Genomic DNA, 23,351 nt, shown 5'->3' on the forward strand with positions numbered 1-23,351 from the left:
TTAGCCTCCTCGACGATTTATCCGTTCGAGACCCTCAGATCGCCACCTGCGTGCCGATCTCGACCACACGTCCGGTCGGGATCTGGAAATACTCCGTCGCATCGGCCGCCGAGCGGGCGAGCCCGATGAACAGCTTGTCCTGCCACACCGGCATGCCGGAATTGGGCGATGCCTTGAGCGAGCGCCGCGACAGGAAGAACGACGTCGTCATGATGTCGAACTTCCAGCCCTGCTTGCGGCAGATCGCCAGCGCGCGCGGAATGTTGGGCTGCTCCATATAGCCGAAGGTCAGCGTCACCCGCATGAACAACTCGTTGACTGTCTCCATCTTGACCCGCTCGCTGTCGGGCACCAGCGGCTGCGGTGCGGTGACCACCGACAGAATGACGTTCTGCTCGTGCAGCACCTTGTAGTGCTTCAGGCTGTGCATCAGCGCTGTCGGCGCGCTTTGCGGATCGCTGGTCAGGAACACGGCGGTGCCGGACACCAGCTGCGGCTTCTTCTTCAGCAGATTGCCGGCGAGGAAATCGAGCGGGATTTCGTTGCGCCGGGTCTTGTCGAACAGATAGCGGCTGCCGCGCACCCAGGTCCACATCGCCAGAACGATGGTGAAGGCCACCGCAAGCGACGCCCAGCCGCCCTCGAACACCTTCACGATGTTGGAGGCGAAGAAGCCGATGTCGATGAAGCCGAACAGCGCCGTCATGGCGACCGCCACCCACAGCCGCCATTTCCAGATGCGGGTCATGACGACGAACAGCAGCACCGTCGTCACCAACATGTTGCCGGTCACCGAGATGCCATAGGCGGAGGCGAGCTTGCTCGATTCGCCGAAACCGACGACCAGCAACATCACCGCCAACGCCAGCAAAACATTGACGCGCGGCATGTAGATCTGGCCCGACTGCCGTTCCGACGTGTGCAGGATTTCGAGGCGCGGCAGCATATTGAGCTGCACCGCCTGCCTGGTCAGCGAGAAGGCGCCCGATATGACCGCCTGGCTGGCGATGACCGTCGCCGCGGTTGCCAATACCACCATCGGGATCAGCGTCCAGCCTTCGTTCATCTCGAAGAATGGATGGCCGACGTGACCGTTCTTCGCCAGCACGAAAGCGCCCTGCCCGGCATAGTTTAGCAGTAGGCAGGGAAACACGATGGCCAGCCAGGCGAGCACGATGGGCTTGCGGCCGAAATGGCCGAGATCGGCATAAAGCGCTTCGGCGCCGGTGACGGCGAGGAAGATGGCGCCGATGGTGACGAAGGCGACATCGGGCGAATTGATCAGGAAGGCGACGATGTAGTGCGGGCTGACCGCCCACAGGATTTCGGGATCGGCGATGATGTGGTTCAAGCCCGAAAGACCGATAGCCAGGAACCAGACCGCCGTGATCGGCCCGAAGATCAGCGCCACACCGCCGGTCCCGAAGCGCTGCACCGAAAACAGGATCGCCAGGATGACCAGCGTCAGCGGCACGACGTAGGGCTGGAAGGTCGGGGTAACGACATTCATGCCTTCAACCGCCGAAAGCACCGAGATTGCCGGCGTGATGACGGCGTCACCGAAGAACAATGACGCGCCGACAATACCGATGGCCAGGATGATCGCCGAGCGGGTCGGGAAACTGCCGCGCGCCAGCGCCATCAGCGACAGCACGCCGCCCTCGCCTCGGTTGTCGGCTCTGAGCACAAACATGATGTATTTGATGGTGACGATAATCGTCAACGACCAGATGATCAGCGACAGCACGCCCAGAATATCGCCGCGCTCGGCGATTTCGCCGCCGGAGGACGCAACAAGCGCTTCCCGGAAGGCGTAGATCGGGCTGGTGCCGATGTCGCCATAGACCACGCCGAGCGCGCCCAGCATCAGAACTTTGGTGCTGTGCTGTTCGATTTCGGGATGGCTCGATTGTTCGACGGGTTCTGCCTCAATACCAGCATTGGTAAGGGCCATGGACGACACTCCGATAAGCGCGCGGTGCTCTACGCTTGCTGCGATGCAATATCAAGTGCCGTGACGGTAGGGCTACCATGTTCCCAGCGCAGGGCTTGCCCCGCAATGACCGGTGCGTGGCGTCAAAGGCTGCCGGAACCTAGATCGCCACCTGCGTGCCGATCTCGACCACACGTCCGGTCGGGATCTGGAAATACTCCGTCGCATCGGCCGCCGAGCGGGCGAGCCCGATGAACAGCTTGTCCTGCCACACCGGCATGCCGGAATTGGGCGATGCCTTGAGCGAGCGCCGCGACAGGAAGAACGACGTCGTCATGATGTCGAACTTCCAGCCCTGCTTGCGGCAGATCGCCAGCGCGCGCGGAATGTTGGGCTGCTCCATATAGCCGAAGGTCAGCGTCACCCGCATGAACAACTCGTTGACTGTCTCCATCTTGACCCGCTCGCTGTCGGGCACCAGCGGCTGCGGTGCGGTGACCACCGACAGAATGACGTTCTGCTCGTGCAGCACCTTGTAGTGCTTCAGGCTGTGCATCAGCGCTGTCGGCGCGCTTTGCGGATCGCTGGTCAGGAACACGGCGGTGCCGGACACCAGCTGCGGCTTCTTCTTCAGCAGATTGCCGGCGAGGAAATCGAGCGGGATTTCGTTGCGCCGGGTCTTGTCGAACAGATAGCGGCTGCCGCGTATCCAGGTGGTCATGATCAGCCCCATGAGGCAGGCAACGGATATTGACACCCATCCGCCTTCCACGATCTTGACGACATTCGCCAGGAAGAAACCCATGTCGATGGTGCCGAACAGCAGCGCCAATGCCAGGGCGAGCCCAAGCTGCCATTTCCACAAATTGCGCATGACAACGAACAGCAGAATGGTTGTCATCAGCATCTCGCCGGTTACCGAAATTCCGTAAGCGGAAGCCAGCGAACTCGAGCTGCCGAAGCCGACAACCAGCAGCATCACTCCCAGGGCGATGAGCAGGTTGACGCGCGGCATATAAATCTGGCCGCTCTGCATTTCGGACGTGTGCTGCACCTCGATGCGGGGCAGCAGGTTGAGTTGCACTGCCTGACGTGCCAGCGAAAAAGCACCCGAGATCACCGCCTGACTGGCGATCACGGTGGCGGCCGTTGCCAAGCCGACCATTGGCATCAGCGCCCAATCCGGCAACATCTCGAAGAATGGATTGGTCGGCCTGCCGCCATTCGCCAAAACAAAGGCGCCCTGGCCGAAGTAGTTGAGCAGCAGGCAAGGAAACACCACGGAAAACCACGCGAGCACGATCGGCTTGCGCCCGAAATGTCCAAGGTCGACATAAAGCGCCTCGGCCCCCGTTACCGCCAGGAACACTGCACCAACGGTCACGAAAGCGGCGGTCGGCGTGCCGGCTAAGTAGGCGATCGCATAATACGGGTTGATCGCCAACAGCACCGAAGGATCATCCATCAGGTGGTAGAGCCCGGAAACGCCGATGGCCAGGAACCATAGCGCCGTCACCGGCCCGAATACTGCCGCCACCTTCCCCGTGCCGAAGCGCTGCACGGAGAACAGAAATGCCAGGATGACCAAGGTGATCGGAACGACATAGGCCTCCAGCGTCGGTGTCACCACTTCCAGGCCCTCAACTGCCGACAGCACGGAAATGGCCGGAGTTATGATAGCGTCTCCGAAAAAAAGCGACGCCCCGCAAAGTCCGATGCCGAGGATAAGCTTGGCGCCTTTTGGATAGGCGCTGCGCGCCAGCGCCATTAGGGACAGCGTGCCGCCCTCGCCCTTGTTGTCGGCGCGAAGCACGAAAGCGACGTATTTTATGGTGACGATAATCGTCAGCGCCCAGACGATCAGCGACAGCACGCCCAGGACATCTATGCGCGTGTCGGTACCAGGCGAAGCGTGAAGCGCCTCGCGGAAGGCATAGATCGGGCTGGTGCCGATATCGCCATAGACGACGCCAAGCGCGCCCAGCATCAGAACTTTGGTGCTGTGCTGTTCAGTGTGGGAGTGGTTCGGTTGTTCGACGGGTTCAGCCTCGCTACCGATGCTGGAAAGAGCCATCGACTACTCCCCGATCATCGTGCGGTGCGCCTTGCTTGCTGTCATGCGATATCACCTTCGACACGAGCCTTCCACCGCTACCAACCGCAAGCCTTCAGAAACCGCCCCACCGTGCCGGCCATGCCATACTCCAACGCATCGGCTGTCAACCCGTGTCCGATAGACACTTCGGCCAATGCCGGAATGCGCTTTGCCAATGCCGGAAGGTTGTTCACCACCAGATCGTGCCCGGCATTGACCTGGAGCCCGGCGGCGAGTGCGGCATCCGCGGTTTTTCCCAATCTTTCCAGCTCCTTCCGCGCCTTGGCGGAATCGGAATGGTAGCTGCCGTAGGGCCCGGTATAGAGCTCGATGCGGTCGGCGCCGGTATCGCGCGCGGCATTGACGCCGGTGGGATCCGGATCGGAAAACAGCGACACGCGGAAGCCCCCTTTTTTCAGACGCTTGACGATCGGGATAAGGAACGCCGCCTCGGCGGCAAAGTTCCAGCCATGGTCCGATGTCGCCTGCGCCGGATCGTCGGGCACCAGCGTCACCTGCTCCGGCTGGTGCCTTTCCACAAGCGCCAGAAAATCCTCGGTCGGGTAGCCCTCGATGTTGAACTCCGCCTTGGGAAACTGGTCGTCGATCAGCGCCCGGATCTCCGGCAGGTCGGAATGCCTGGTGTGGCGCTCGTCGGGCCGCGGATGAACCGTCAGCCCGTGCGCGCCGGCCGCCAGCGCCAGGCGGCCGAGCCCGGTGACGCTCGGCCACGGCAGGTCGCGGCGGTTGCGCAGCATGGCGATGGCGTTGAGATTGACCGAGAGTTTCGCGGGCATGGCGTGAGGTCCGGCTGTTTGTGCAGCGCATCTATACTGCCTTTGATGGGAACAGACAGGGGCTTTCGGGTGTTCCAGTGATGACATCTGCTCGCAAGGGGGAACCCAGCCAATGAATTTTCTCCAATCCGTGCCCGCGATCCGCCGCCTCGAAACCGACCGTGAGGACCTTTTCGCCATCGACGTCGTCGGCCATGTATCGGCCGCCGACGGCGAAAATCTGTTCGGATTGCTGGAGGCTGCCTACGCGCTGCACCCGAGGATCGATGTCTTGGTGCGGCTGGTTGATCATGAGGGCGTCGACTGGATCGATATGGACGACGAGACGCTGAAACAGGGCACGGTGCACGCCCTGGAGCATATCGCCCGGTGCGCGACGATCGGTGAGCCCGACTGGATAGCGGATGCGCGGAACTTCCTTCCGGCTTCGCCACCCATCGAGTTCAGGCACTTCGCGGCCGAGGATGAAGCGGATGCCTGGCAATGGCTGGGCGCGACGCCACTCAGCCCTGCTGCGCCGGCTGCTACCTGACGCCGCTATCTAACGCCAGCTATCTAACAATCGTCAGCCGCTCTGCCGCCCGCGTGATGGCAGTATAAAGCCAGCGCTGGCGGGTTTCCTTGAATGCCCAGCTCTCGTCGAATAGAACGACGTCGTTCCACTGCGAACCCTGCGCCTTGTGCACGGTCAGCGCGTAGCCATAGTCGAAATCGTCAAAGCGCTTCTTCTGCTGCCAGGGGATATCGGCGTCCGGATCCTCGAAAGCCGACTTGAGCAGCTTGATCTTGGCGACGCCGCGGTCGGGATCGTCCTCCTCGGGCGAGACCAGAAGGTTGATGCCCGGCTTCACCGTCTCGCGCGACGAGGTCATCACCTTCCACAGCGAACCGTTGAGCAGGCCCTTGGCGGGGTCGTTGCGCAGGCAGACCAGCTTGTCGCCGGCCTGCGGATAATCGGCATTGAAACCCTTCAGCTCGCGCAGGCGCTGATTGTAGCGGCGGCGTGTGCGGTTGGTGCCGACCAACACCTGGTCCGCCTTCAGCACCAGCTCCTGGGTGACGTCCTCCTTGCCGATCACCTGCGCGGTGCCGTAGTCGCCGCGCATGAACTCGCGGCCCTCGCGCACGTCGAGCGCCAGCTGGATGATCGGATTGTCGCGCGCCTGGCGGTGGATTTCGGTCAAGAGCACATCCGGCTCATGCTCGGTGAAGAAGCCGCCGCCCGAGATCGGCGGCAGCTGCGCCGGATCGCCAAGCACCAGGATCGGCGTGCCAAAACTCAGAAGGTCGCGGCCAAGCTGCTCGTCGACCATCGAGCATTCGTCGATGACCACCAGCTTCGCCCGTGAAATAGGGCTTTGCCGGTTGAGCGAGAAGGTCGGCGACATCGAGGTCTTGCCGGTCACCTCGTCCGACACCGATTCCTCGCCCTTCGGCCGGTAGATCAACGAATGGATGGTGCGGGCATTGACCGCGCCCTTGGAACGCAGCACCTGCGCCGCCTTGCCGGTGAAGGCGGCGAACTGCACCTGGCCGTCGACATGTTCGGCAAAATAGCGCGCCAGCGTGGTCTTGCCGGTGCCGGCATAGCCGAACAGCCGGAAGACCTGCGGCCGGCCCTCTTTCAGCCAGCGCGCCACCGCCTTCAACGCCTCATCCTGTTGGGGAGAGAATTCCATCAGCGCGAGAGACCGGATTCGCAAGGGAAAGACAAGGCCGCCACCATCAATGCCGGAGGCGCTCAGGCTAACAGCGCCGAAACCGAACGTAAAGGGAACAAGCATTGAGAACGGAGGGCAATCGCTTCAGATAATGACAAACCGCCAGCGCTGCCCCTCATTGCCCTGCCGGGCATTTCTCCCCGTATACTGACCGGGAGAAAAAGGCTGGCCGCAGCCTCGGCGCCATCATGAGATGCTTGAGATTGGCGAAACCATGGACGCGAGCGACCCTCTCCCCGTCGTACGGGGAGAGGATGCCGGCAGGCAGGTGAGGGGCGGCGCAAACATCGCGAGGACTTCATCCCTCACCAATCCCCGGATCGTTCTCCAACAAAATCGGCTTGCCGTGCGGGGTTGCATGCGCGGCGCGTTCCCAGGCGGCGGCGAGCGTGTCGACATCGTTTTTGCCGGCGACGCCCTTGGTCGCCAGCAGCGTTTCCAGCGCTGCCAGCCAGTGCTCGTAATAGTCGTGGCCGTCGCTTGCGGCGCCCGGCTTCTTCACTTGCGCCGACAGCGCATCGGCCCATTCGCTCCACGAAAACAAGCCCTTGTCATGCAGCGCCACCGTCATGGCGAAGGCTTCGGCCTGCCAGGGTTCGGCGAATACCGGTTCGTCCAGACCCGCCGGCAATGCACCTTCAGGCCGGCTCAAGATAGCTCTCCCAGGCATCGATCGAGACGGTCAGCGTCGAGTCGGCGCCCTCGCCCCAGATTTCCAAGCCATCGAAGACCACGGTATAGACCCATTGCGGGTTTTCACCGTTGCCACGCGCGTTGCTGTCAGGAAAGACGAAGCCGTCACGCACGGCCTCGATGATTCCGTGCTTGCCGCGCGCATAACGCGGCAGCCTTGTGTGGGCGGTGGGATTGAAATTCCTTGTCCGCACCGGATCGCCGGCCTTGAAGAGCGGCGCCGTCTCGACCGGCCGGTCGCAGGGACTGCCCTTGGCCAGCACCGCCGGCACGTTTTCGGCCTTCAGCACCCTTTTGGGAGTCGCAGCCGGATCGACCGCCCGACCCTCCGTCAGATCGCGCTCGCTGACGAAGCCATGGCGCTTCAGCAGCACCTCGAGCGCTTTGATCCATATCTGGTAGTAGCTTGAGGAATAATAGACGGCCGGATGCAGCGATTCCCTGGCGTGCCGGCTCTCGTCGATGTTCCAGGCGCCCATGGCGCCGGCGGTCAGCGTCACGCCCAGCGCCCGCCGCTCCCAGTCGGCATGGAAGTAAGGCTCGTCCTTCTCCGGCGCCACCGGCCCGAAGCCCATCTGCCCGCCGAGATCCTGCGGTCCATTCATGCCGGAACCTTCTTTGTCCCGGGTTCCTTGGCCACCGCCGTGCCGATCATCGCATCGCGGCTGACCAGTCCGGCGAGCTGGTCCTCGCTCCAGCCCTCGGTGCCTTCGGGACGCATCGGCACCACGAGATAGCGCAGTTCGGCAGTCGAATCCCAGACGCGGATCTTTTTCTCCGCCGGCAAGGTCAGCCCGAACTCCTCCAGCACGCCGCGCGGATCGATAACCGCCCGCGACCGATAGGGCGGCGCCTTGTACCAGACCGGCGGCAGCCCAAGTACCGACCACGGATAGCAGGAGCACAGCGTGCAGACGACGAGGTTGTGCGTCTCGTCCGTGTTGAACACCGCCTGCATGTGCTCGCCCTGGCGACCGCTATAGCTCAGCGACGCGATCGCTCCCGTCGCATCGCGCTTCAGCCATTCGGCATAGACCGGATCGCTCCAGGCTTTCGCCACCACCCTGGCGCCGTTGCGGGGTCCGATCTTGGTCTCATAGGTGTCGACGATGACGTCGATTGCGGCCGGATCGATCAGGCCTTTTTCGGTGAGGATGGTCTCCAGCGCGCGCACGCGCGCCGCAAACGGGTCGAGCTCATTGTCGTGGTCATGATCATGGGACATGACCTCAGATTAGGATCGGCGGCACGCGGCCGCAAGCATGACAGCTTGGGCCACGGGCTATCGCCTATTCGGCGGCGGCCTTTTGCGGCTCGAGCCGATCCTCGGGAGCGAACAGCGCCTGCTCGCCGCTCTCGACCGCATGCAGCTCCGGCCTGTTCTTTTTCGAAGAGAAGAAGCTCACCAGCCAGCCGGAGAAATTCTCGAAATAGACATAGATGACAGGGGTGACGAACAGCGTCAGCGCCTGGGAAGCGAGCAGCCCGCCAACCACCGCGACACCGAGCGGCTGGCGCAGCTCAGCACTGGCGCCGGTGCCGAGCGCGATCGGGAACGTGCCCATCAGCGCCGCCAACGTCGTCATCATGATCGGCCTGAAACGCATCAGGCACGCCTTGTGTATGGATTCCTTGGCCGACATGCCTTCTCGTCGCAGCTCCAGCGCGACGTCGACCATCATGATGCCGTTCTTCTTGACGATGCCGATCAGCATCAGGATGCCGATCACCGCGATCACCGACAGGTCCATGCCGGCAAAGCGCAGCGCGACCACCGCGCCCAGCACCGCCGAAGGCAGGCCGGTCAGAATGGTCAGCGGATGGATAAAGCTCTCATAGAGGATGCCGAGTACGATATAGATGGTCAGAATGGCGCCGCCGATCAGCAGGCCCTGATTGGCCAGCGAATCCTGGAAGGTCTTGGCGGTGCCGGCAAAGCTGGTCGAAATCGCCGGCGGCATGCCGATCTGCTCCTTCAGCGCGGCGATGCGGGCCGTGCTGTCGCCCAGCGCCACGCCTTGCGGCAGGTTGTAGGAGATGGTCACCGCCGGCAGCTGGCCGAGCTGGTTGACCGTCAGCGCGCCGGCGGTGCGGTCGACGCGGGCAAAGGCGCCGAGCGGCACCAGGCTGCCGCTTGCCGTCCTGACCTGGATGGCCAGCATGCGCTCGGGCGACCATTCGATGTTGGGATCGAGCTCCATGATGACTTCGTAGCTGTCGGCCGAGCCGAAGATCGTCGAGACCTGCTCCGTGCCGAAGCCGCCATAGAGGCTGGAGCGCAGCGTGTCGGTGTCGATGCCGAGCGACGCCGCCTTGTCGCGATCGACCACCAGCGTCGCCTGCAATGAATTGTTCTGCAAATCGCTGGTGACGTCGGTGAAATTCGCATGATCGGCCGCCATCGCATCGTTGAGCTTTTGCGCCCATGTGTCGGTCAGGCCGGTATCGAGGCCCTGAACGACGAGCTGGTAGGCGCTGGCGGAAGAACGCGCGCCAAGCCGCAGGTTCTGCACCGGCTGCATATAGGCATCGATCCCCGGCACAGTGGCCAGTTGCCGCCGCAGATCCGACAGCACCTTGTCGATGTCGGGGCGCTGGCTCTTGTCCTTCAGCTGCACATAGAGCTGGCCCTGGTTCAGCGCATTGTTGCCGCCGCCGGCTGACCAGGCGACATGCGAGACATAGGGCGAATGCGAGAAGACACTTGCCGCCTGGTTCTGCAGCTTGACCATGGCGTCGTAGGAGATGTCCTGCCTGGCGATCGTCGTAACCGAGATCTGGCCGATATCCTCTTGCGGGAAAAAGCCTTTCGGCGAGACCTCGATCAGCCAGACCGACCCTGCCGCCGTGCCGGCGAAGACGAGGAACACCAGAAAAGTGTGGCGCAGGCAGAAGGTCAAAAGCCGGTCATAGCCGCGGGTGACGATATCCTGCTTGTGGCCGGGGGCATGCTTGTCGCGATCGGCCTTGGTCACCGACAGCAAGCGCGAACACAGCATTGGCGTCAGTGTCAGCGACACGAACATCGAAGCCAGGATGGCGACCGTCACCACGACGGCGAATTCGTTGAAGATGCGGCCGATGACGCCGCCCATTAGAAGCACGGGGATGAACACCGCCACCAGCGAGATCGAGATCGAGATGATGGTGAACCCGATTTCGCGCGCGCCCTTCAGCGAGGCATCGAAGGCCGAGAGACCGTCCTCCTCAATGTGGCGAAAGATGTTTTCCAGCATGACGATGGCGTCGTCGACGACGAGGCCGACTGCGAGCGTCAGGCCCATCAGCGAGATGTTGTCGATGGAGAAGCCGAACAGGAACATGGCGCCGAGCGTCGCGATCAACGAGATCGGCACCGCCACGGCCGGAATGATGGTTGCAGTCACCCGGCGCAGGAAGACGAAGATCACCATCACCACCAAAGCGATGGTCAGAAGCAGCGTGAACTGGACGTCGTTGACGGCCTGGCGGATCGAGGTCGAACGGTCGTTGAGCAGCTTGATGTCGGCGGCGGCCGGCATTTGGTCCTTGAACGACGGCAGCATCGCCTTGACCTTGTCGACGACGTCGACCGTGTTGGCGTCGGGCTGGCGCTGCACCGCCAGGATGATGGCGCGCGTGCCGTCATACCAGCTTGCAGTCGTCGTGGTCTCGACCGAGTCGATGACGCGCGTCACCTCGCCCAGCCGCACCGGATGGCCGTTCTTGGTGGCGATGATGAGGTTGGAGAACCCGGCGGCATCGGTGAGCTGCGTATTGGCCGTGATGGTCAGCTGCTGCTTGTCGTTCTGCAAGACGCCGAGCGGCGTGTTGGAGTTGGCCGACGCGATTGCCGTCTGCAGCTGGTCGATCGAAATGCCGCGCGCCGCCAGCGCCGTCGGGTCGATCTGCACGCGCACCGCATATTTCTGCTGGCCGAAGATCGACACCTGCGCCACGCCGTCGATGGTCGACAGCGAGGGCGAGATGACGTTTTCGGCGAAGGCGTCGAGGTCGGTGAGCGGAACCGTGTCGCTGACCAGCGACATCAGAAGGATCGGCGCGTCGGCCGGATTGACCTTGCGATAGCTCGGCGGCGCTGTCATCTCGGGCGGCAGTTGCCGCTGCGTGCGCGCGATCGCCGCCTGCACGTCGGCGGCCGCCGCGTCGATATCCCGGTTGAGCACGAACTGGATGGCAATGGACGTGCGTCCCAGCGAATTGCTGGTCGAGATGGAATCGATGCCGGCAATGGTGGCGAACTGCTTGATCAGCGGCGTCGCCACCGAAGTGGCCATGGTTTCGGGTGACGCGCCGGCCAGGTTGGCCGAGACATTGACGACCGGGAATTCGGCGCTCGGCAGCGCCGCCACCGGCAGGAACTTGTAGGCAAACAGCCCGCCCAGCACGAGGGCGAACGACATCAGCAGCGTGGCGACAGGCCTTCTTATGCAGAATTCGGAAATCATTGGGCAGCCGCCTTGCCGGCTTCGGCGACCTTGGGCGCGGCCTGGTCGCCGCCTGCCGCCTTGCCTTCGTGAATGGCAGCGCCCTCCTTCAGCCTGGTCTGGCCCTCGACGACCACCTTCTCGCCTGCCTTGACGCCTTGGCTGATGGCGCTGTTTTCGCCTTCGGTCAGCGCCACCTGAACGGGGCGCATCTCGACCGTGTTGTCGGGCTTGACGACATAGACGAACGGCCCCTTCTGGCTGGGTTGCACGGCAACGGTCGGAACCGAGGTCATCTGCGGCATGATGCCGGCGTCGAGCACGACATTCACATATTGCCCGGGCCACAGTGAAAGATCGGCATTGGGGATGCTGGCCCGCGTCGCGATGGTGCCGGAGGCGGTGTCGACGCTGGAATCGACGAAGTCGAGCGTGCCCTTGCCGATCGGCGTCGGGTCGCCGTCCTTGGTCAGCGTCACCGCGCCTTGCTGCGGGTTGGCCAGCGCCTTGTGCAGCAGCGCCAGATTGCTTTCCGGCAGATTGAAATTGACCTGCAGCGGATCCATCTCGGTGATCGTCACCAGCGGCGTAGCCGTGCTCGAGTTGCCGTTGCTTAACGTGACGAGGTCGCCGACCGAAACGCTGACCGCGCCGAGCCGGCCGGCAATCGGTGCCTTGATGCTGGCGAAGCCGAGCTGGACATTGTCGGCATCGATCGTCGCCTTGTCGGCATCGACGGTCGCCGCAGCAGCCTTCTGCGCCGCCACCGCCTGATCGTAGGTCTGTTGCGTGCCCGCCTGCTTGGCAACGAGGTCCTTGGCGCGCTGGAGGTCGGAGCCCGAACTGGTGAGCAGCGCCTGGTCCTTGGCCAGCGTCGCCTGATCCTTGCCCAGCTGCGCCTTGAGCGCGCGATCGTCGAGCGAGAACAAAAGGTCGCCGGCCTTCACCATCTGGCCGTCCTTGACGTCGATCGACACGATCTGGCTGGACACGCGGGCATTGATGTTGACCACGGCCGGCGAAGACACGAAGCCGATGGCGTAACGGCGGATCGGAAAATCGGCCATTGTCGCGGTGGCCGAGACGATCGAGGCCGAACGGGCGGCATTGCCGCCGGCGCCGGATTTGCCCCCAGCCTTGTCGGCCGAAGCCTTGTACGATCCAGCCGGCTTGTCCGCTGCTGCCGTCTGCCTGGCGCCCGGCAGCATCTGCTGCAGACTGCTCATTGCCGCCGGCGAAAAATAGACCCATGCCGCGGCGACACAGGCCGCTGCCACCACCACTGCCAGAACGACTTTTCCGCGCATCGACTAAAAGCCCTATGATCCGACACGCCGAACCCGGTGGTCTCATTCTACCCAATCACGGCGCCTTGCCGCGATCTCGCCGAAGTAGATAGGACGCTCATTTGTCGGAAAAGGGCCAAAACACGGCATTACGAAGATTTAATGTGCACTGCACAATGACTATGCAGCCGGCTCAGCAGTCGGAAAACCAGCCAGGATGCGGTTGAGATTTCAGGCCGGATGCGTCTATTTCAGCATCGGCCAGAGCGTCGCCGCCAAGAGCACGCCCATGGCGATGTTGAACCATTTCAGCCGCACCGGATCCGACAGGAACCCGCGCAACGCTGTGCCGACACCGGCCCACATCGAGACGCTCGGCAGGTTGACGACGGTGAAGGCCATCGCGATCAGCGCCACCGACAGGAACGGGTGGTCCGGATTGGAGTAGACGGCCATGGCGGTGATCGCCATCACCCAGGCTTTCGCATTGACCCACTGGAATGCGGCTGCCTCGATGAAGCGCATCGGCCGTGCCTCCGTCTCACCCTTGCTGGACAGCGAGCGCGACATGGCGATCTTCCAGGCGAGATAGAGCAGATAGGCAGCGCCGGCGATCTTCAATCCGGTGTGCAAGGCCGGAAACGCCGTAAGCACCGCGCCCAGGCCAACGCCGACAGCAAGCAACAGCACCAGGAAACCCATGCTGATGCCCAGCATATGGGGAATGGTTCTGACCAGGCCGAAATTCACGCCCGACGCCAAGAGCATGAGGTTGTTCGGCCCCGGCGTGATCGAGGTCACGAAGGCGTAGACCAAAAGGGCAAGGAAAGCGTCGAGGGTCATGACGGCTCACAAAGGTCAGCAATGCTGACTTAAGTCGACAGGGCGTTGGACGCAACCTCATTCCATTGGTCCAAAGCGCCCCGCCGCGCGCATGAAGGCCTACATCCCCTGCGGGCCCCGGTTCATCGCCGCCACGCCGGTGCGGCAGATCTCGACCAGGCCGAGCGGCTTCATGATGGCGATGAACTGGTCGAGCTTCGAACCCTTGCCGGTAATCTCGAAGATGAAGTGCTCGGTGTTGGCGTCGATGACCGACGCGCGAAAAGCATCCGCCAGACGCAGCGCCTCGACGCGGGCTTCGCCAGTGCCGGCGACCTTGACCAGCGCCAGCTCGCGTTCCAGCGGCCGCTCCTGGCCGAACTCGTGCGAGCGCACGGTGAGATCGACGACGCGGTGCACCGGCACGATGCGCTCGAGCTGATGCTTGATCTGCTCCAGCACATGCGGCGTGCCGCGCGTCACGATGGTGATGCGCGACAGGTGCTTCTCGTGTTCGGTCTCGGAGACGGTGAGGCTCTCGATGTTATAACCGCGGCCGGAAAACAGGCCGATGACCCGGGCAAGCACGCCGGGCTCATTGTCGACCAGCACGGAGAGCGTGTGGTTCTCCGGCTTTTCCGTTTCCTTGGCGATGAAATAGGCGGAGCCGGTCGGTTGAAGCTGTGCGTTCATGACATGAATCTCGTTTTCAGACTTTGAGCTAATTCTCTGTTTGCGCACGGCTTCTCGCGACAGCCCTGCCCCGGCTTGGACCTAGACCAGTTCCCTGCCCTTGGCGTCGATGGCGTTGGCCACGGCTTCGTCGGTCGCCTCGTCGGGCAGGAGCATTTCATTATGCGCCTTGCCCGACGGGATCATCGGGAAGCAGTTGGCGAGCGTCGCCACCCGGCAATCGAACAGCACCGGCTTCTTCACCGCGATCATCTCCTTGATCGCATCGTCCAACTCGTCCGGCTTCTCGCAACGAATGCCGTGGCCGCCATAGGCGTCAGCCAGCTTGACGAAGTCGGGCATCGCCTCGGTGTAGGAATGCGACAGACGGTTGCCGTGCAGCAATTGCTGCCACTGGCGCACCATGCCCATATACTGGTTGTTGAGGATGAAGACCTTGATCGGCGCATTGTGCTGCACCGCCGCGCTCATCTCCTGCATCGTCATCTGCACCGAGGCATCGCCTGCGATGTCAATGACCAGCGCATCCGGGTGCGCGATCTGTACGCCGAGCGCAGCCGGCAGACCGTAGCCCATCGTGCCCAACCCGCCCGACGTCATCCAGCGGTTCGGCTTCTCGAAATGATAGTGCTGCGCCGCCCACATCTGGTGCTGGCCGACCTCGGTGGTGATGTAGGTGTCCATGTCCTTGGTCAGTTCGTAGAGCCGCTGGATGGCATATTGCGGCATGATCACATCGTGGTTCATCTTGAACGCGAGCGAGTCACGCGCGCGCCATTTGGCGATCTGCTCCCACCAGGGATGGAGCGCCTTCTTGTCGGCCTTGGCGCTCGCCCGCCACAGCCGCACCATGTCCTCCAGCACCCGGCCGACATCGCCGATGATGGGCACTTCCGTGTGCACGTTCTTGTTGATCGACGATGGATCGATGTCGATGTGGATCTTCTTCGAGTTGGGCGAGAAGGCGGTCAGCCGTCCGGTGATGCGGTCGTCGAAGCGCGCGCCGATGCAGATCATCACGTCGCAATCATGCATCGCCATATTGGCTTCATAAGTGCCGTGCATGCCCAGCATGCCCATCCAGTTCTTGCCCGATGCCGGATAGGCGCCGAGGCCCATCAGCGTCGAGGTGATCGGGAAGCCGGTGAGGTCGACCAGTTCGCGCAGCAGATGGCTGGCCTCCGGACCGGAGTTGATGACGCCGCCGCCCGAATAGATGATCGGCTTCTTGGCGCCGGCCATCAGTTCGACGGCGGCCTTGATCTTTTCCAGGTCGCCCTGGACCTTCGGCTGGTAGCTGGTGCGCGGCGCCGCCTGCGGCGGCACATAGATGCCTTTGGCGAACTGCACATCCTTCGGAATGTCGACCACCACCGGGCCGGGGCGGCCGGTCGTCGCGACATGGAAGGCCTCATGGATGGTGGCGGCCAATTCGTTGACGTCCTTCACCAGCCAGTTGTGCTTGGTGCAGGGGCGCGTGATGCCGACCGTGTCGCACTCCTGGAACGCGTCGGAGCCGATCAGCGAAGTCGGCACCTGCCCGGTCAGGCAGACCAGCGGGATCGAATCCATCAGCGCATCCTGCAGCGGCGTCACCGCATTGGTGGCGCCCGGGCCGGAGGTCACCAGCATGACGCCGGCCTTGCCGGTCGAGCGGGCATAGCCTTCGGCCGCATGCCCTGCGCCTTGCTCGTGGCGGACGAGGATGTGCTCGACCTCGTCCTGCTGGAAGATTTCGTCATAGATCGGAAGCACCGCGCCGCCGGGATAACCGAAGACATGCTTGACGCCATTGTCCTTCAGCGCCTGCACCACCATTTCGGCGCCAGTCATTTCCCTGTTTGGTATTTCGCGCCGTTCGTTCTGTCCGTTGCTCATCGGTCTGGTCCCGTACTTCTAGCCATGAGGCGATTGCTGGTCGTTTAGTCGTGTTTCGGGCAATAAAAAAGGCCCCCGATGGGAGCCTGTGTGTTGCGCATGGGAGGTTTTCGCCCGGCGGTTACACCGCCTTGCCCACGCGCTTTCCTACGAGAATGAGTGCCTTTTTCATCGTGGCGGACACTACGAGGGTGAAAGGCAAGGTGTCAACGGGAAAAACGCGCGATGCGAAAGACAAAGCAAGTGGCCCGCCGCCTCTGGTCGGCGGGCCACCGCGGCGCATACGATACCCCTAATCGCACCGCGCCGGGAACAAGAGTCACTGCCGTGTCACGTCAGGATCAGCACGATCTTGTACGTATCCGGGTCGACGATGACGATGCGCCCGTCGGCCAGCACGAAGTACTCATAGGATTCGTAGGCCGGGACGATCTTGACAATGCGCGCCGGCAGACGGTGCAGGCGCACTTTGTGCCGCGGCACCTCGATGCCGACCGAAATGTCGAAGTCGACGTTCTTCACCGGCTCAACCCTGGTCTCGTGGATGATCTGCGTGACCTGCGTCTTCTGCTCGACTGTCACGTTGTTGATCGAGGCCGTATTGCCCTGGTCGGTCTGGACGTTTGTGTTGCCCTGAGCGTTCTGCTCGGTGGTGGTCCCGGCCTTGCCCTGGGCCTGCTGGTCCGTGCTGGTGCCGGTCTGGCCCTGAGCGTTCTGCTCGGTGCTGGTCCCGGCTTTGCCCTGAGCCTGCTTCTCGGTGCTGGTGCCGGTCTGGCCCTGAGCGTTCTGCTCGGTGCTGGTCCCGGCCTTGCCTTGGGCCTGTTCATCCGTCTTGAGCTTGGCCTTGCCCTGAGCCTGCTTCTCGGTGCTGGTGCCGGTCTGGCCCTGAGCATTCTGCTCGGTGCTGGTCCCGGCCTTGCCCTGGGCCTGTTCATCCGTCTTGAGCTTGGCCTTGCCCTGAGCCTGCTGATCGGTCGTGGCGCCGGCCTGACCCTGAGCATTCTGCTCGGTACTGGTCCCGGCCTTGCCCTGTGCCTGTTCATCCGTCTTGAGCTTGGCTTTGCCCTGAGCCTGCTGATCGGTCGTGGCGCCAGCCTGGCCCTGTGCATTCTGATCGGTCTGTGACTTCATCTTGCCTTGCGCCTGTTCGCCGGCCTTGCCGCCCTTCTGGCAATCGGCCGCGCCGGCGGCGCAGTTGTCGCCACCGCTCGGCTGCACGGCCTGGGTCTGGGCGATCGCGGCGCCGCACCCGACGCCAAGCGCAATCATGCTCGTGATCAACACATGTTTCATCTGCTTTCTCCTTAAAGAGTCGGTCCCTCAGCCTAGCCAACTCTGCCAAAAATACTTTGTTCCACATTTTGTGAATAAAATCGGGCTTCTAAGAAGACCAATGAATGTTGGCAGTAATTTTGCAACAATCACCTACAAATTGCATCAAACAATTAATGCAACGCAACATTTTGTTTTTTCCTGAGCTTGTGATCCCATAGCGATGACACCAGCCTCACAAGCTTAGAAGTACTCCCGTCGTCATGACCAGGATGGCTACCCCGAAAACAGGCAAGAGCAACCATCGTGCCTGATGGACGCTGTTGTCCATTAACGCCTCCCACAAGTGCTGATCTCAACGATGCCGAGAACCCTGTGTTCCGCCCTGAGGAGGCTCTAGGACCTCTACAGCCTGGCACCAGACTTTGGTCCCTCTCCCTATAGTCCATTGGCCCGATGACGCCCGGACCGAAGCCCCACGCGGGAACGCAGCCGCGAAAAGCCCGTTCGGCTTGCGGTGTGCATCAACCTCACCAACAACCACCGTATCGGAATCGAGCTCGCGCAAGATGCATGAGCGTTGATGAAGGAGAGAATCATGACGACCATGTACCAGTCGACCGCAATTGCCGGATTCTTGCTGCTCGCGAGCGCGGGCGTAGTTGCCGCTCAAGACGTCATCATCGCGCCGGAGCAGGAAACGGTTGTGCGCGAATACGTGAAAAAGCAGCCCCTTGCGTCGGTGAAGATTCCAGGTGTCGAATTGAACGTGGGGACCGCCATTCCCGACACGGTGGAACTGCATGAAGTGCCGAGCGTCAAGTATCGCTACGTTGTGGTCGACGGGCGAACCGTGCTGGTCGACCCCGGCACGCGGAAGATCGTCAAGATCATACAGTAACGCTGATCCCACCGCCGTTCCCCGCGGGTGGCGGTGGGATCATGCCCTGAAATTGCGGTTTCCCCGGCAATTCAACCTAGCGCTTGCTCGCACCATCGACCGTTCTAGATGTAGGATGGCTTAGGCATTTTGGCGCGGCCAAAGTCGCGGGGTCGGTTGAGACGTGCGCTACATTGATAGTCTCTATCAAAACTGGAACAGGCTATCGTTGGCTTGGCAGTTCATCATAGTCGGAAGCATTGGGCTGCTGTCGCTGATGCTGGTCGTCGGCCTATGGGTCACCTCGCAAATACGAGATGGAGTGATCCGCAACTCTGCAAGCACGACCGCGCTTTACGTCGACAGTGTCATCGCGCCAATCCTGCCGGATATGCGCAAAAGCCAGCAGCTCAGCGACACCGTTAAACGGGCGCTCGATGAAACCCTGGACCAGGGTGCTCTCGGCAAAAAACTGGCGTCGTTCGTGCTTTGGCGGCGTGATGGCAAGGTGCTGTACGCCAAAGACGCGGCTCTTATCGGCCAGACCTTCGAGCCAAATGCGAACTTGCTGCATGCGTTCGGTGGAAACGTGGTGGCGCAATTCAATGATCTGGACGAAAATGAAAGGAAGGAACGGAAGAGCCCCACCGCCTCGCTGCTCGAGATCTACAATCCGGTTCGAGAGCCGTGGTCGGGCGATGTTGTGGCCGTTTCCGAGTTCTACGAGATAGCCGACGATCTTCAGGGCACTTTAAACTCGGCACTATGGTCGAGCTGGCTGCTCGTGGCTGGCGCGACCGCGGTCGCCTTGGCGATGCTCTCGGGAATCGTGCTTCGCGGCAGCAGCACTATCGAAACGCAGCGTTCAGCACTTGAGACACAAGTGGCCGAACTTCAGTTGCTTTTGGAGCAGAATTCCGCTTTGCGGGAGCGCGTCCAGCAGGCGTCGCGCCGCGCAACGGCAATCAACGAGCGTTACTTGCGTCGCATCGGGTCTGATTTGCATGACGGTCCAGCTCAGCTGGTCGCACTGGCTGCGCTGCGCATGGACAGCCCTCTGCTGCTCGATCCCGCCGCATCCCCAAGCCACCGGAAGACCGAGATCGCCGATATCCATCATACGTTGGACGAGGCGATGCGGGAGATCCGCGCCATCTGCACCGGCCTCGTGCTGCCACAGATCGAAGCTTCGACAGTCGCGGAGATATTGCGGCTTGCGGTTGCCGAACATGAACGCCGGACGGCCTCCTCCGTATCGCTTTCACTGCCATCTCGCCTGCCCGACCTGGGGACGTCCGAGAAAATAAGCATCTTTCGCTTCGCGCAGGAGGGGCTGAACAATGCCTGGCGACACGGTCTGGGCAAGGGGCAGGCTGTCAAGGCGAGAGTGACGCAGGGCAAGCTCCTCATTCAAGTGCTTGATCACGGCCCTGGATTCCAGTCGGGATCGTGTGAAGGACTTGGACTCGCCGGTATGAGGGAACGTATCGAAAGTATCGGAGGTCACTTCGAGACCTTTTCGAGCCCCAGGGGGACCCGGCTGACCATAACGCTCAACATCGAGGACCAGAAATGACCGCTCCCATAAGGATTGCCATTGTTGATGATCATCCGCTGTTTCGCGAGGGTGTGGCTCGCAGCCTCGCCGAAATCGGCGGCTTCGAAGTCGTTGGTGCGGGCGAAACCGCGACGGATGCCGAACAGCTTGCGGCCTTGGCAAATCCCGACATATTGCTGCTAGACATCAGTTTGCCGGGAGGGGGTCTGGCGGCAGCGGAAAATATTCTTGCAACTCAGCCTGACTGCAAGATCGTCATGCTCACCGTCTCGGAGGCGAACGCCGATTTGGCAACGGCGCTCAGGCTGGGCGTACGCGGATATGTGCTAAAAGGGATTGGGGCGGCATCGCTGGCCGAGGTGCTGACTTATATAGCCGCAGGAAAAAAATATGTTTCGCCGACCCTGTCAGCGCAGCTTTTGAATGAACTGATCCGGCCGGAAAAGCGCACAACCGATCTCGTTGCCAATCTCTCGGGACGCGAGCTTGGGATAATCTCCTTGGTAGGCGAAGGACTGAGCAATAAAGAAGTCGCCAAACGTCTCAACCTGCAGGAGAAAACGGTAAAACACCACATGACTCGGATATTTCAAAAGCTAAAGGTGCGAAACCGCACCGAAGCAGCCATTCTTATGCACGCGCCCAAAACGGGTCTTGTATAGGGAGATCGGGGCTTGTCTGAAGGTCGGATGCTGGTTGGCGAACCAACAGTTACAGCCCTTTCAGACGAGCAATGTCGGAGGCCCTTACGGCGCGTTCGACAATTGTCCTTCCAAGCGGATCCTTCATAGTGAAGCGGCCGGCCTCGATGCTTTCGCTGAATCCATCGCGATGCACGACCTGGATTTTGGCGCCCTGTACCGTCACCGTGTCGCCAGCGGCATTGACTTGGCTACTGGGAGCTTGGCTACCGGCGGCGTTGTCGCCGGCACCATTTTTTCCCTTTCCGTTGGCGTTGCCATTCCCGGCGTTGCCGCCTGAGCCATTACCGTTACCACTACCGTTGCCACCACCGTTACCATTGCCATTGTTTCCGCTCTTGGCGCTGGCAGCGGCGAATTCGATCTTGTAACCGTCGACATGGCTCAACCGCAGACCAAGCACCGGCATCGTCACCGCAACCGCCGCGAATACGCGCAAGCTAAAGTACGCCCGGCGACGCACGGATGAAAACAGGGGCTGCCTTTCTCCATTCATGCCACCATCACATCATGATGTGTCACGGTATTCAAGAATGAACAGCCCAAAATTGCGGCTCACAAACGCTGAGGAAACTCTCCTTTCGTGCTTGCAGCTCGATTCTCAGACCTTCGTCTGAGTCAAATATACACCGAAGTCTGACCTACTGATCTTGGGCCGCGCCGACGGATGTCGCAATAAAATCCGCGGTGACAAGGCTCGTCACCGGTAGGGATCGGCAGCGAGGCGCGAGCGCCTGCGCACGCAGACGCTCGCGGCAAGTCTGCGGCGGCATACGGTTAGCGCATGTTTGCCGTCGAAACGGTGCATATGCCGTTCCTTCCCCGGATTGCGATCAGGCGCGATTGGCGAAGTCGCGGACAACCCGCTGCAGCAGCGGCATGTAGTCGCGAAATGCCCGGGTCTTCATGTTGGCGATCTTGCCGGCCTCGTCCCAGATGCGAACCCGCACCGCTTCCTCGTGGAACGGGTTCTTGCGGAACTCGGCCACCTCTTCGGCATTCATCGGCCCGCCTTGCAGCGACAGCGTGTGGACCGAGGCCTGCGACAGCCTGCCGAAATAGGTGGGGTCGGTAGCGCAGAGGTAGCGCTTGGCCGCGACATGCAGCCTGACGCATTCGACGATCACCGGTGGAAAGAACGGCGCCAGCACCTCGCCGCCGGCTTCGTCATGATGCTTGTCCTCGACATCGTCGGGCGAATAGGTGCCGAACTCGCTGGTGTAGTGGCCGATATCGTGCAGCAGTGCTGCCGCCACCAGCACATCGGGCGCGCCGTCCTTTTCGGCGAACCAGGCGCCCTGCAACATGTGCTCCGACATGGTGACGGGTTCGCCGAGATAGGATTCAGCCCCTCGGCGTTCGAAAATATCGGCGATGAATTCGACGATGTTGCTCGCGTTCAAATCCTGGCTGCTCATTCCGCTGCTTCCTTGAATTCGTGTTCGATCGCCGACAGCGTCGACAAAAGGCCATCCTTGTCGGCGTAGCAGCCCTGCAGCCAGCGCTTGCCGGCGCCGGAGAACTGCTTGCGGGCATGCATGACGCGGGTGTTGTCGACGATGAAGGCCTGGCCCGCCTCGAGCTTGAAGGTCACTTCGAAGGACGGATCCTCGATCAGTTCGGCAAACCGGCGATAGGCGGCGTAGTAGGCCTCCATCTCCGCGAACGGCACATCGACGGTCGGCGCCAGCGAGCGGTTGTTGAAGCGGATGGCGATGAGTTCGCCATCCGGCCCGAGCTCGATCATCGGCCGCTTGGCCTGCAATCGCACGCCCGACGAGCCGGCATATTCGAAGCGCGCCCGGTATGAACTCAACAGCCGGAAGCCTTCGGGGTTTTCGGCCTGCAGCGCGGCCGCCACGGCAAAACCATCGACGACGCTGGATTCGCCGCCCTCGACCGTGTTTTCGATACACGACAGGATCTGCAAGGTCGGCACCGGATCACGATAGGGGTTGTCGGTATGCGCCTGCAGGCCAAGATTGGTGTAGGCCAGATTGGTTGGATTGACCTCGGCGCGCACCTCGAACCAGCGGCCGTAATTGGTCTCCCTGATATAGCCGAACAGATCGGACACTTTGCACAGCGCCCCGGATTCGGCCGGCAGATCGTCCATCACCGCGAAGCCGTAGGTCTTCACCGCCGACAGCCATTGCCGCAAGACGGCGCGGTCGCGGCTGGCCGCGACATAGCCGGCGCGCGGCACCGAATTCTGCATAGAGGCCCTGGTCCATCGCACGGTGCCCTCGCCTGTCCAGCCGGGCTGTCGGGCGGCATCGCGGTCATAGGCATTGGCGCTCAGCCATGCCGCAGGAAAGCGCACCGTCTTTCCCTCCGGTTCGAAACTGACTTCAAGCGCATCGCCCTTGATCGCGGCTGCGCCGATCCGCGTTTGCGCCGGAATGTCGAGAATGGTGATCAGCCGCTGGCCGTTGCCGGCGCTGCGCGTCTTGTCGTCGAGCGCATTGTCGCGCAACCACATGGCGTGAAAGCGAGTGCGCGCGCCGTCCTTCCAACCGAGGTCGATCGTTCTTCCTTCGTCGCCGATCAGCGCCTGGGTAAGCATGGAGATCCGTTCCTGTCCGCTGCGCCCCG

Annotated in this window: 20 protein-coding genes; 4 read left to right on the forward strand and 16 right to left on the reverse strand. The window is 62.0% G+C overall.

The genetic code is table 11. The annotated features are described in order from the left end of the window. Positions 1-34: 34 nt before the first annotated feature. The 3 genes from NKJ76_RS14420 to NKJ76_RS14430 form a co-directional block, all read right to left on the reverse strand. Positions 35-1,954: a potassium transporter Kup gene (locus tag NKJ76_RS14420; RefSeq protein WP_286459217.1), complete on the reverse strand. Its 1,920-nt coding sequence runs from the start codon at positions 1,952-1,954 to the stop codon at positions 35-37. Between the two features lie 139 nt (positions 1,955-2,093). Beyond that, on the reverse strand, positions 2,094-4,007 hold the full coding sequence (locus NKJ76_RS14425; protein WP_023823130.1) for a potassium transporter Kup: 1,914 nt from the start codon (positions 4,005-4,007) through the stop codon (positions 2,094-2,096). Between the two features lie 77 nt (positions 4,008-4,084). Next, entirely contained in the window at positions 4,085-4,825 is a 741-nt protein-coding gene (locus NKJ76_RS14430; RefSeq protein WP_352537714.1) for a pyridoxine 5'-phosphate synthase, read from the reverse strand. Between the two features lie 112 nt (positions 4,826-4,937). On the opposite strand from NKJ76_RS14430, the gene NKJ76_RS14435 reads away from it, so the two are divergent. Next, on the forward strand, positions 4,938-5,357 hold the full coding sequence (locus NKJ76_RS14435) for a SpoIIAA family protein (protein WP_023682069.1): 420 nt from the start codon (positions 4,938-4,940) through the stop codon (positions 5,355-5,357). A gap of 19 nt (positions 5,358-5,376) precedes the next feature. Here the strand turns inward: NKJ76_RS14435 and NKJ76_RS14440 are convergent, their stop codons facing one another. The 10 genes from NKJ76_RS14440 to NKJ76_RS14485 form a co-directional block, all read right to left on the reverse strand. After that, entirely contained in the window at positions 5,377-6,504 is a 1,128-nt protein-coding gene (locus NKJ76_RS14440) for an ATP-dependent DNA helicase (RefSeq protein ID WP_023668361.1), read from the reverse strand. 340 nt (positions 6,505-6,844) lie between these two features. Next, the gene (locus tag NKJ76_RS14445) at positions 6,845-7,198 is read right to left on the reverse strand and encodes a nitrile hydratase accessory protein (RefSeq protein ID WP_352537715.1); all 354 of its coding nucleotides are present in this window, start codon (positions 7,196-7,198) and stop codon (positions 6,845-6,847) included. Further along, positions 7,185-7,844: a nitrile hydratase subunit beta gene (gene nthB / locus NKJ76_RS14450; RefSeq protein ID WP_352537716.1), complete on the reverse strand. Its 660-nt coding sequence runs from the start codon at positions 7,842-7,844 to the stop codon at positions 7,185-7,187. The genes NKJ76_RS14445 and nthB overlap by 14 nt, the downstream gene beginning before the upstream one ends. Continuing rightward, on the reverse strand, positions 7,841-8,464 hold the full coding sequence (nthA, locus tag NKJ76_RS14455; protein WP_352537717.1) for a nitrile hydratase subunit alpha: 624 nt from the start codon (positions 8,462-8,464) through the stop codon (positions 7,841-7,843). Before nthA ends, nthB begins: the two co-directional genes overlap by 4 nt. 64 nt (positions 8,465-8,528) lie before the next feature. Next, positions 8,529-11,687, reverse strand: coding sequence for an efflux RND transporter permease subunit (locus NKJ76_RS14460; RefSeq protein WP_352537718.1), 3,159 nt, complete (start codon positions 11,685-11,687; stop codon positions 8,529-8,531). After that, entirely contained in the window at positions 11,684-12,973 is a 1,290-nt protein-coding gene (locus NKJ76_RS14465; RefSeq protein ID WP_352537719.1) for an efflux RND transporter periplasmic adaptor subunit, read from the reverse strand. The genes NKJ76_RS14460 and NKJ76_RS14465 overlap by 4 nt, the downstream gene beginning before the upstream one ends. Before the next feature lie 225 nt (positions 12,974-13,198). Beyond that, the gene (locus NKJ76_RS14470) at positions 13,199-13,795 is read right to left on the reverse strand and encodes a LysE family translocator (protein WP_352537720.1); all 597 of its coding nucleotides are present in this window, start codon (positions 13,793-13,795) and stop codon (positions 13,199-13,201) included. A gap of 99 nt (positions 13,796-13,894) precedes the next feature. Continuing rightward, positions 13,895-14,467, reverse strand: coding sequence for an acetolactate synthase small subunit (gene ilvN / locus NKJ76_RS14475; RefSeq protein ID WP_023668352.1), 573 nt, complete (start codon positions 14,465-14,467; stop codon positions 13,895-13,897). An 81-nt stretch (positions 14,468-14,548) separates the two neighbouring features. After that, a complete protein-coding gene (locus NKJ76_RS14480) occupies positions 14,549-16,345 on the reverse strand; it encodes an acetolactate synthase 3 large subunit (RefSeq protein ID WP_352537721.1) in 1,797 nt (598 codons plus the stop codon). A 330-nt stretch (positions 16,346-16,675) separates the two neighbouring features. Beyond that, entirely contained in the window at positions 16,676-17,638 is a 963-nt protein-coding gene (locus tag NKJ76_RS14485) for a DUF1236 domain-containing protein (RefSeq protein WP_023668350.1), read from the reverse strand. 577 nt (positions 17,639-18,215) lie between these two features. Here NKJ76_RS14485 and NKJ76_RS14490 point away from each other — a divergent pair. The 3 genes from NKJ76_RS14490 (at position 18,216) to NKJ76_RS14500 (ending at position 20,717) form a co-directional block, all read left to right on the forward strand. After that, positions 18,216-18,518, forward strand: a complete 303-nt coding sequence (locus NKJ76_RS14490; RefSeq protein ID WP_023731684.1) for a DUF1236 domain-containing protein — start codon at positions 18,216-18,218, stop codon at positions 18,516-18,518. A 163-nt stretch (positions 18,519-18,681) separates the two neighbouring features. Further along, the gene (locus tag NKJ76_RS14495; RefSeq protein ID WP_023690914.1) at positions 18,682-20,073 is read left to right on the forward strand and encodes a sensor histidine kinase; all 1,392 of its coding nucleotides are present in this window, start codon (positions 18,682-18,684) and stop codon (positions 20,071-20,073) included. Next, positions 20,070-20,717 carry a LuxR C-terminal-related transcriptional regulator gene (locus tag NKJ76_RS14500; RefSeq protein ID WP_023668347.1) on the forward strand — a complete coding sequence of 216 codons (648 nt, stop codon included), beginning with the start codon at positions 20,070-20,072 and terminating at the stop codon, positions 20,715-20,717. Before NKJ76_RS14495 ends, NKJ76_RS14500 begins: the two co-directional genes overlap by 4 nt. Before the next feature lie 49 nt (positions 20,718-20,766). Here the strand turns inward: NKJ76_RS14500 and NKJ76_RS14505 are convergent, their stop codons facing one another. The 3 genes from NKJ76_RS14505 to tmpA form a co-directional block, all read right to left on the reverse strand. Next, positions 20,767-21,195 carry a hypothetical protein gene (locus NKJ76_RS14505; RefSeq protein ID WP_023731683.1) on the reverse strand — a complete coding sequence of 143 codons (429 nt, stop codon included), beginning with the start codon at positions 21,193-21,195 and terminating at the stop codon, positions 20,767-20,769. 394 nt (positions 21,196-21,589) lie between these two features. Then, positions 21,590-22,174 (reverse strand): (R)-1-hydroxy-2-trimethylaminoethylphosphonate oxygenase, encoded by a 585-nt coding sequence (gene tmpB / locus NKJ76_RS14510; protein ID WP_023707734.1) that lies wholly within the window; start codon positions 22,172-22,174, stop codon positions 21,590-21,592. After that, positions 22,171-23,322, reverse strand: a complete 1,152-nt coding sequence (gene tmpA / locus NKJ76_RS14515; RefSeq protein ID WP_352537722.1) for a 2-trimethylaminoethylphosphonate dioxygenase — start codon at positions 23,320-23,322, stop codon at positions 22,171-22,173. Before tmpA ends, tmpB begins: the two co-directional genes overlap by 4 nt. Between the last annotated feature and the right edge of the window lie 29 nt (positions 23,323-23,351).

Origin of the sequence: Mesorhizobium sp. M0029, assembly GCF_040323735.1 — a bacterium.
Taxonomy (GTDB): domain Bacteria; phylum Pseudomonadota; class Alphaproteobacteria; order Rhizobiales; family Rhizobiaceae; genus Mesorhizobium.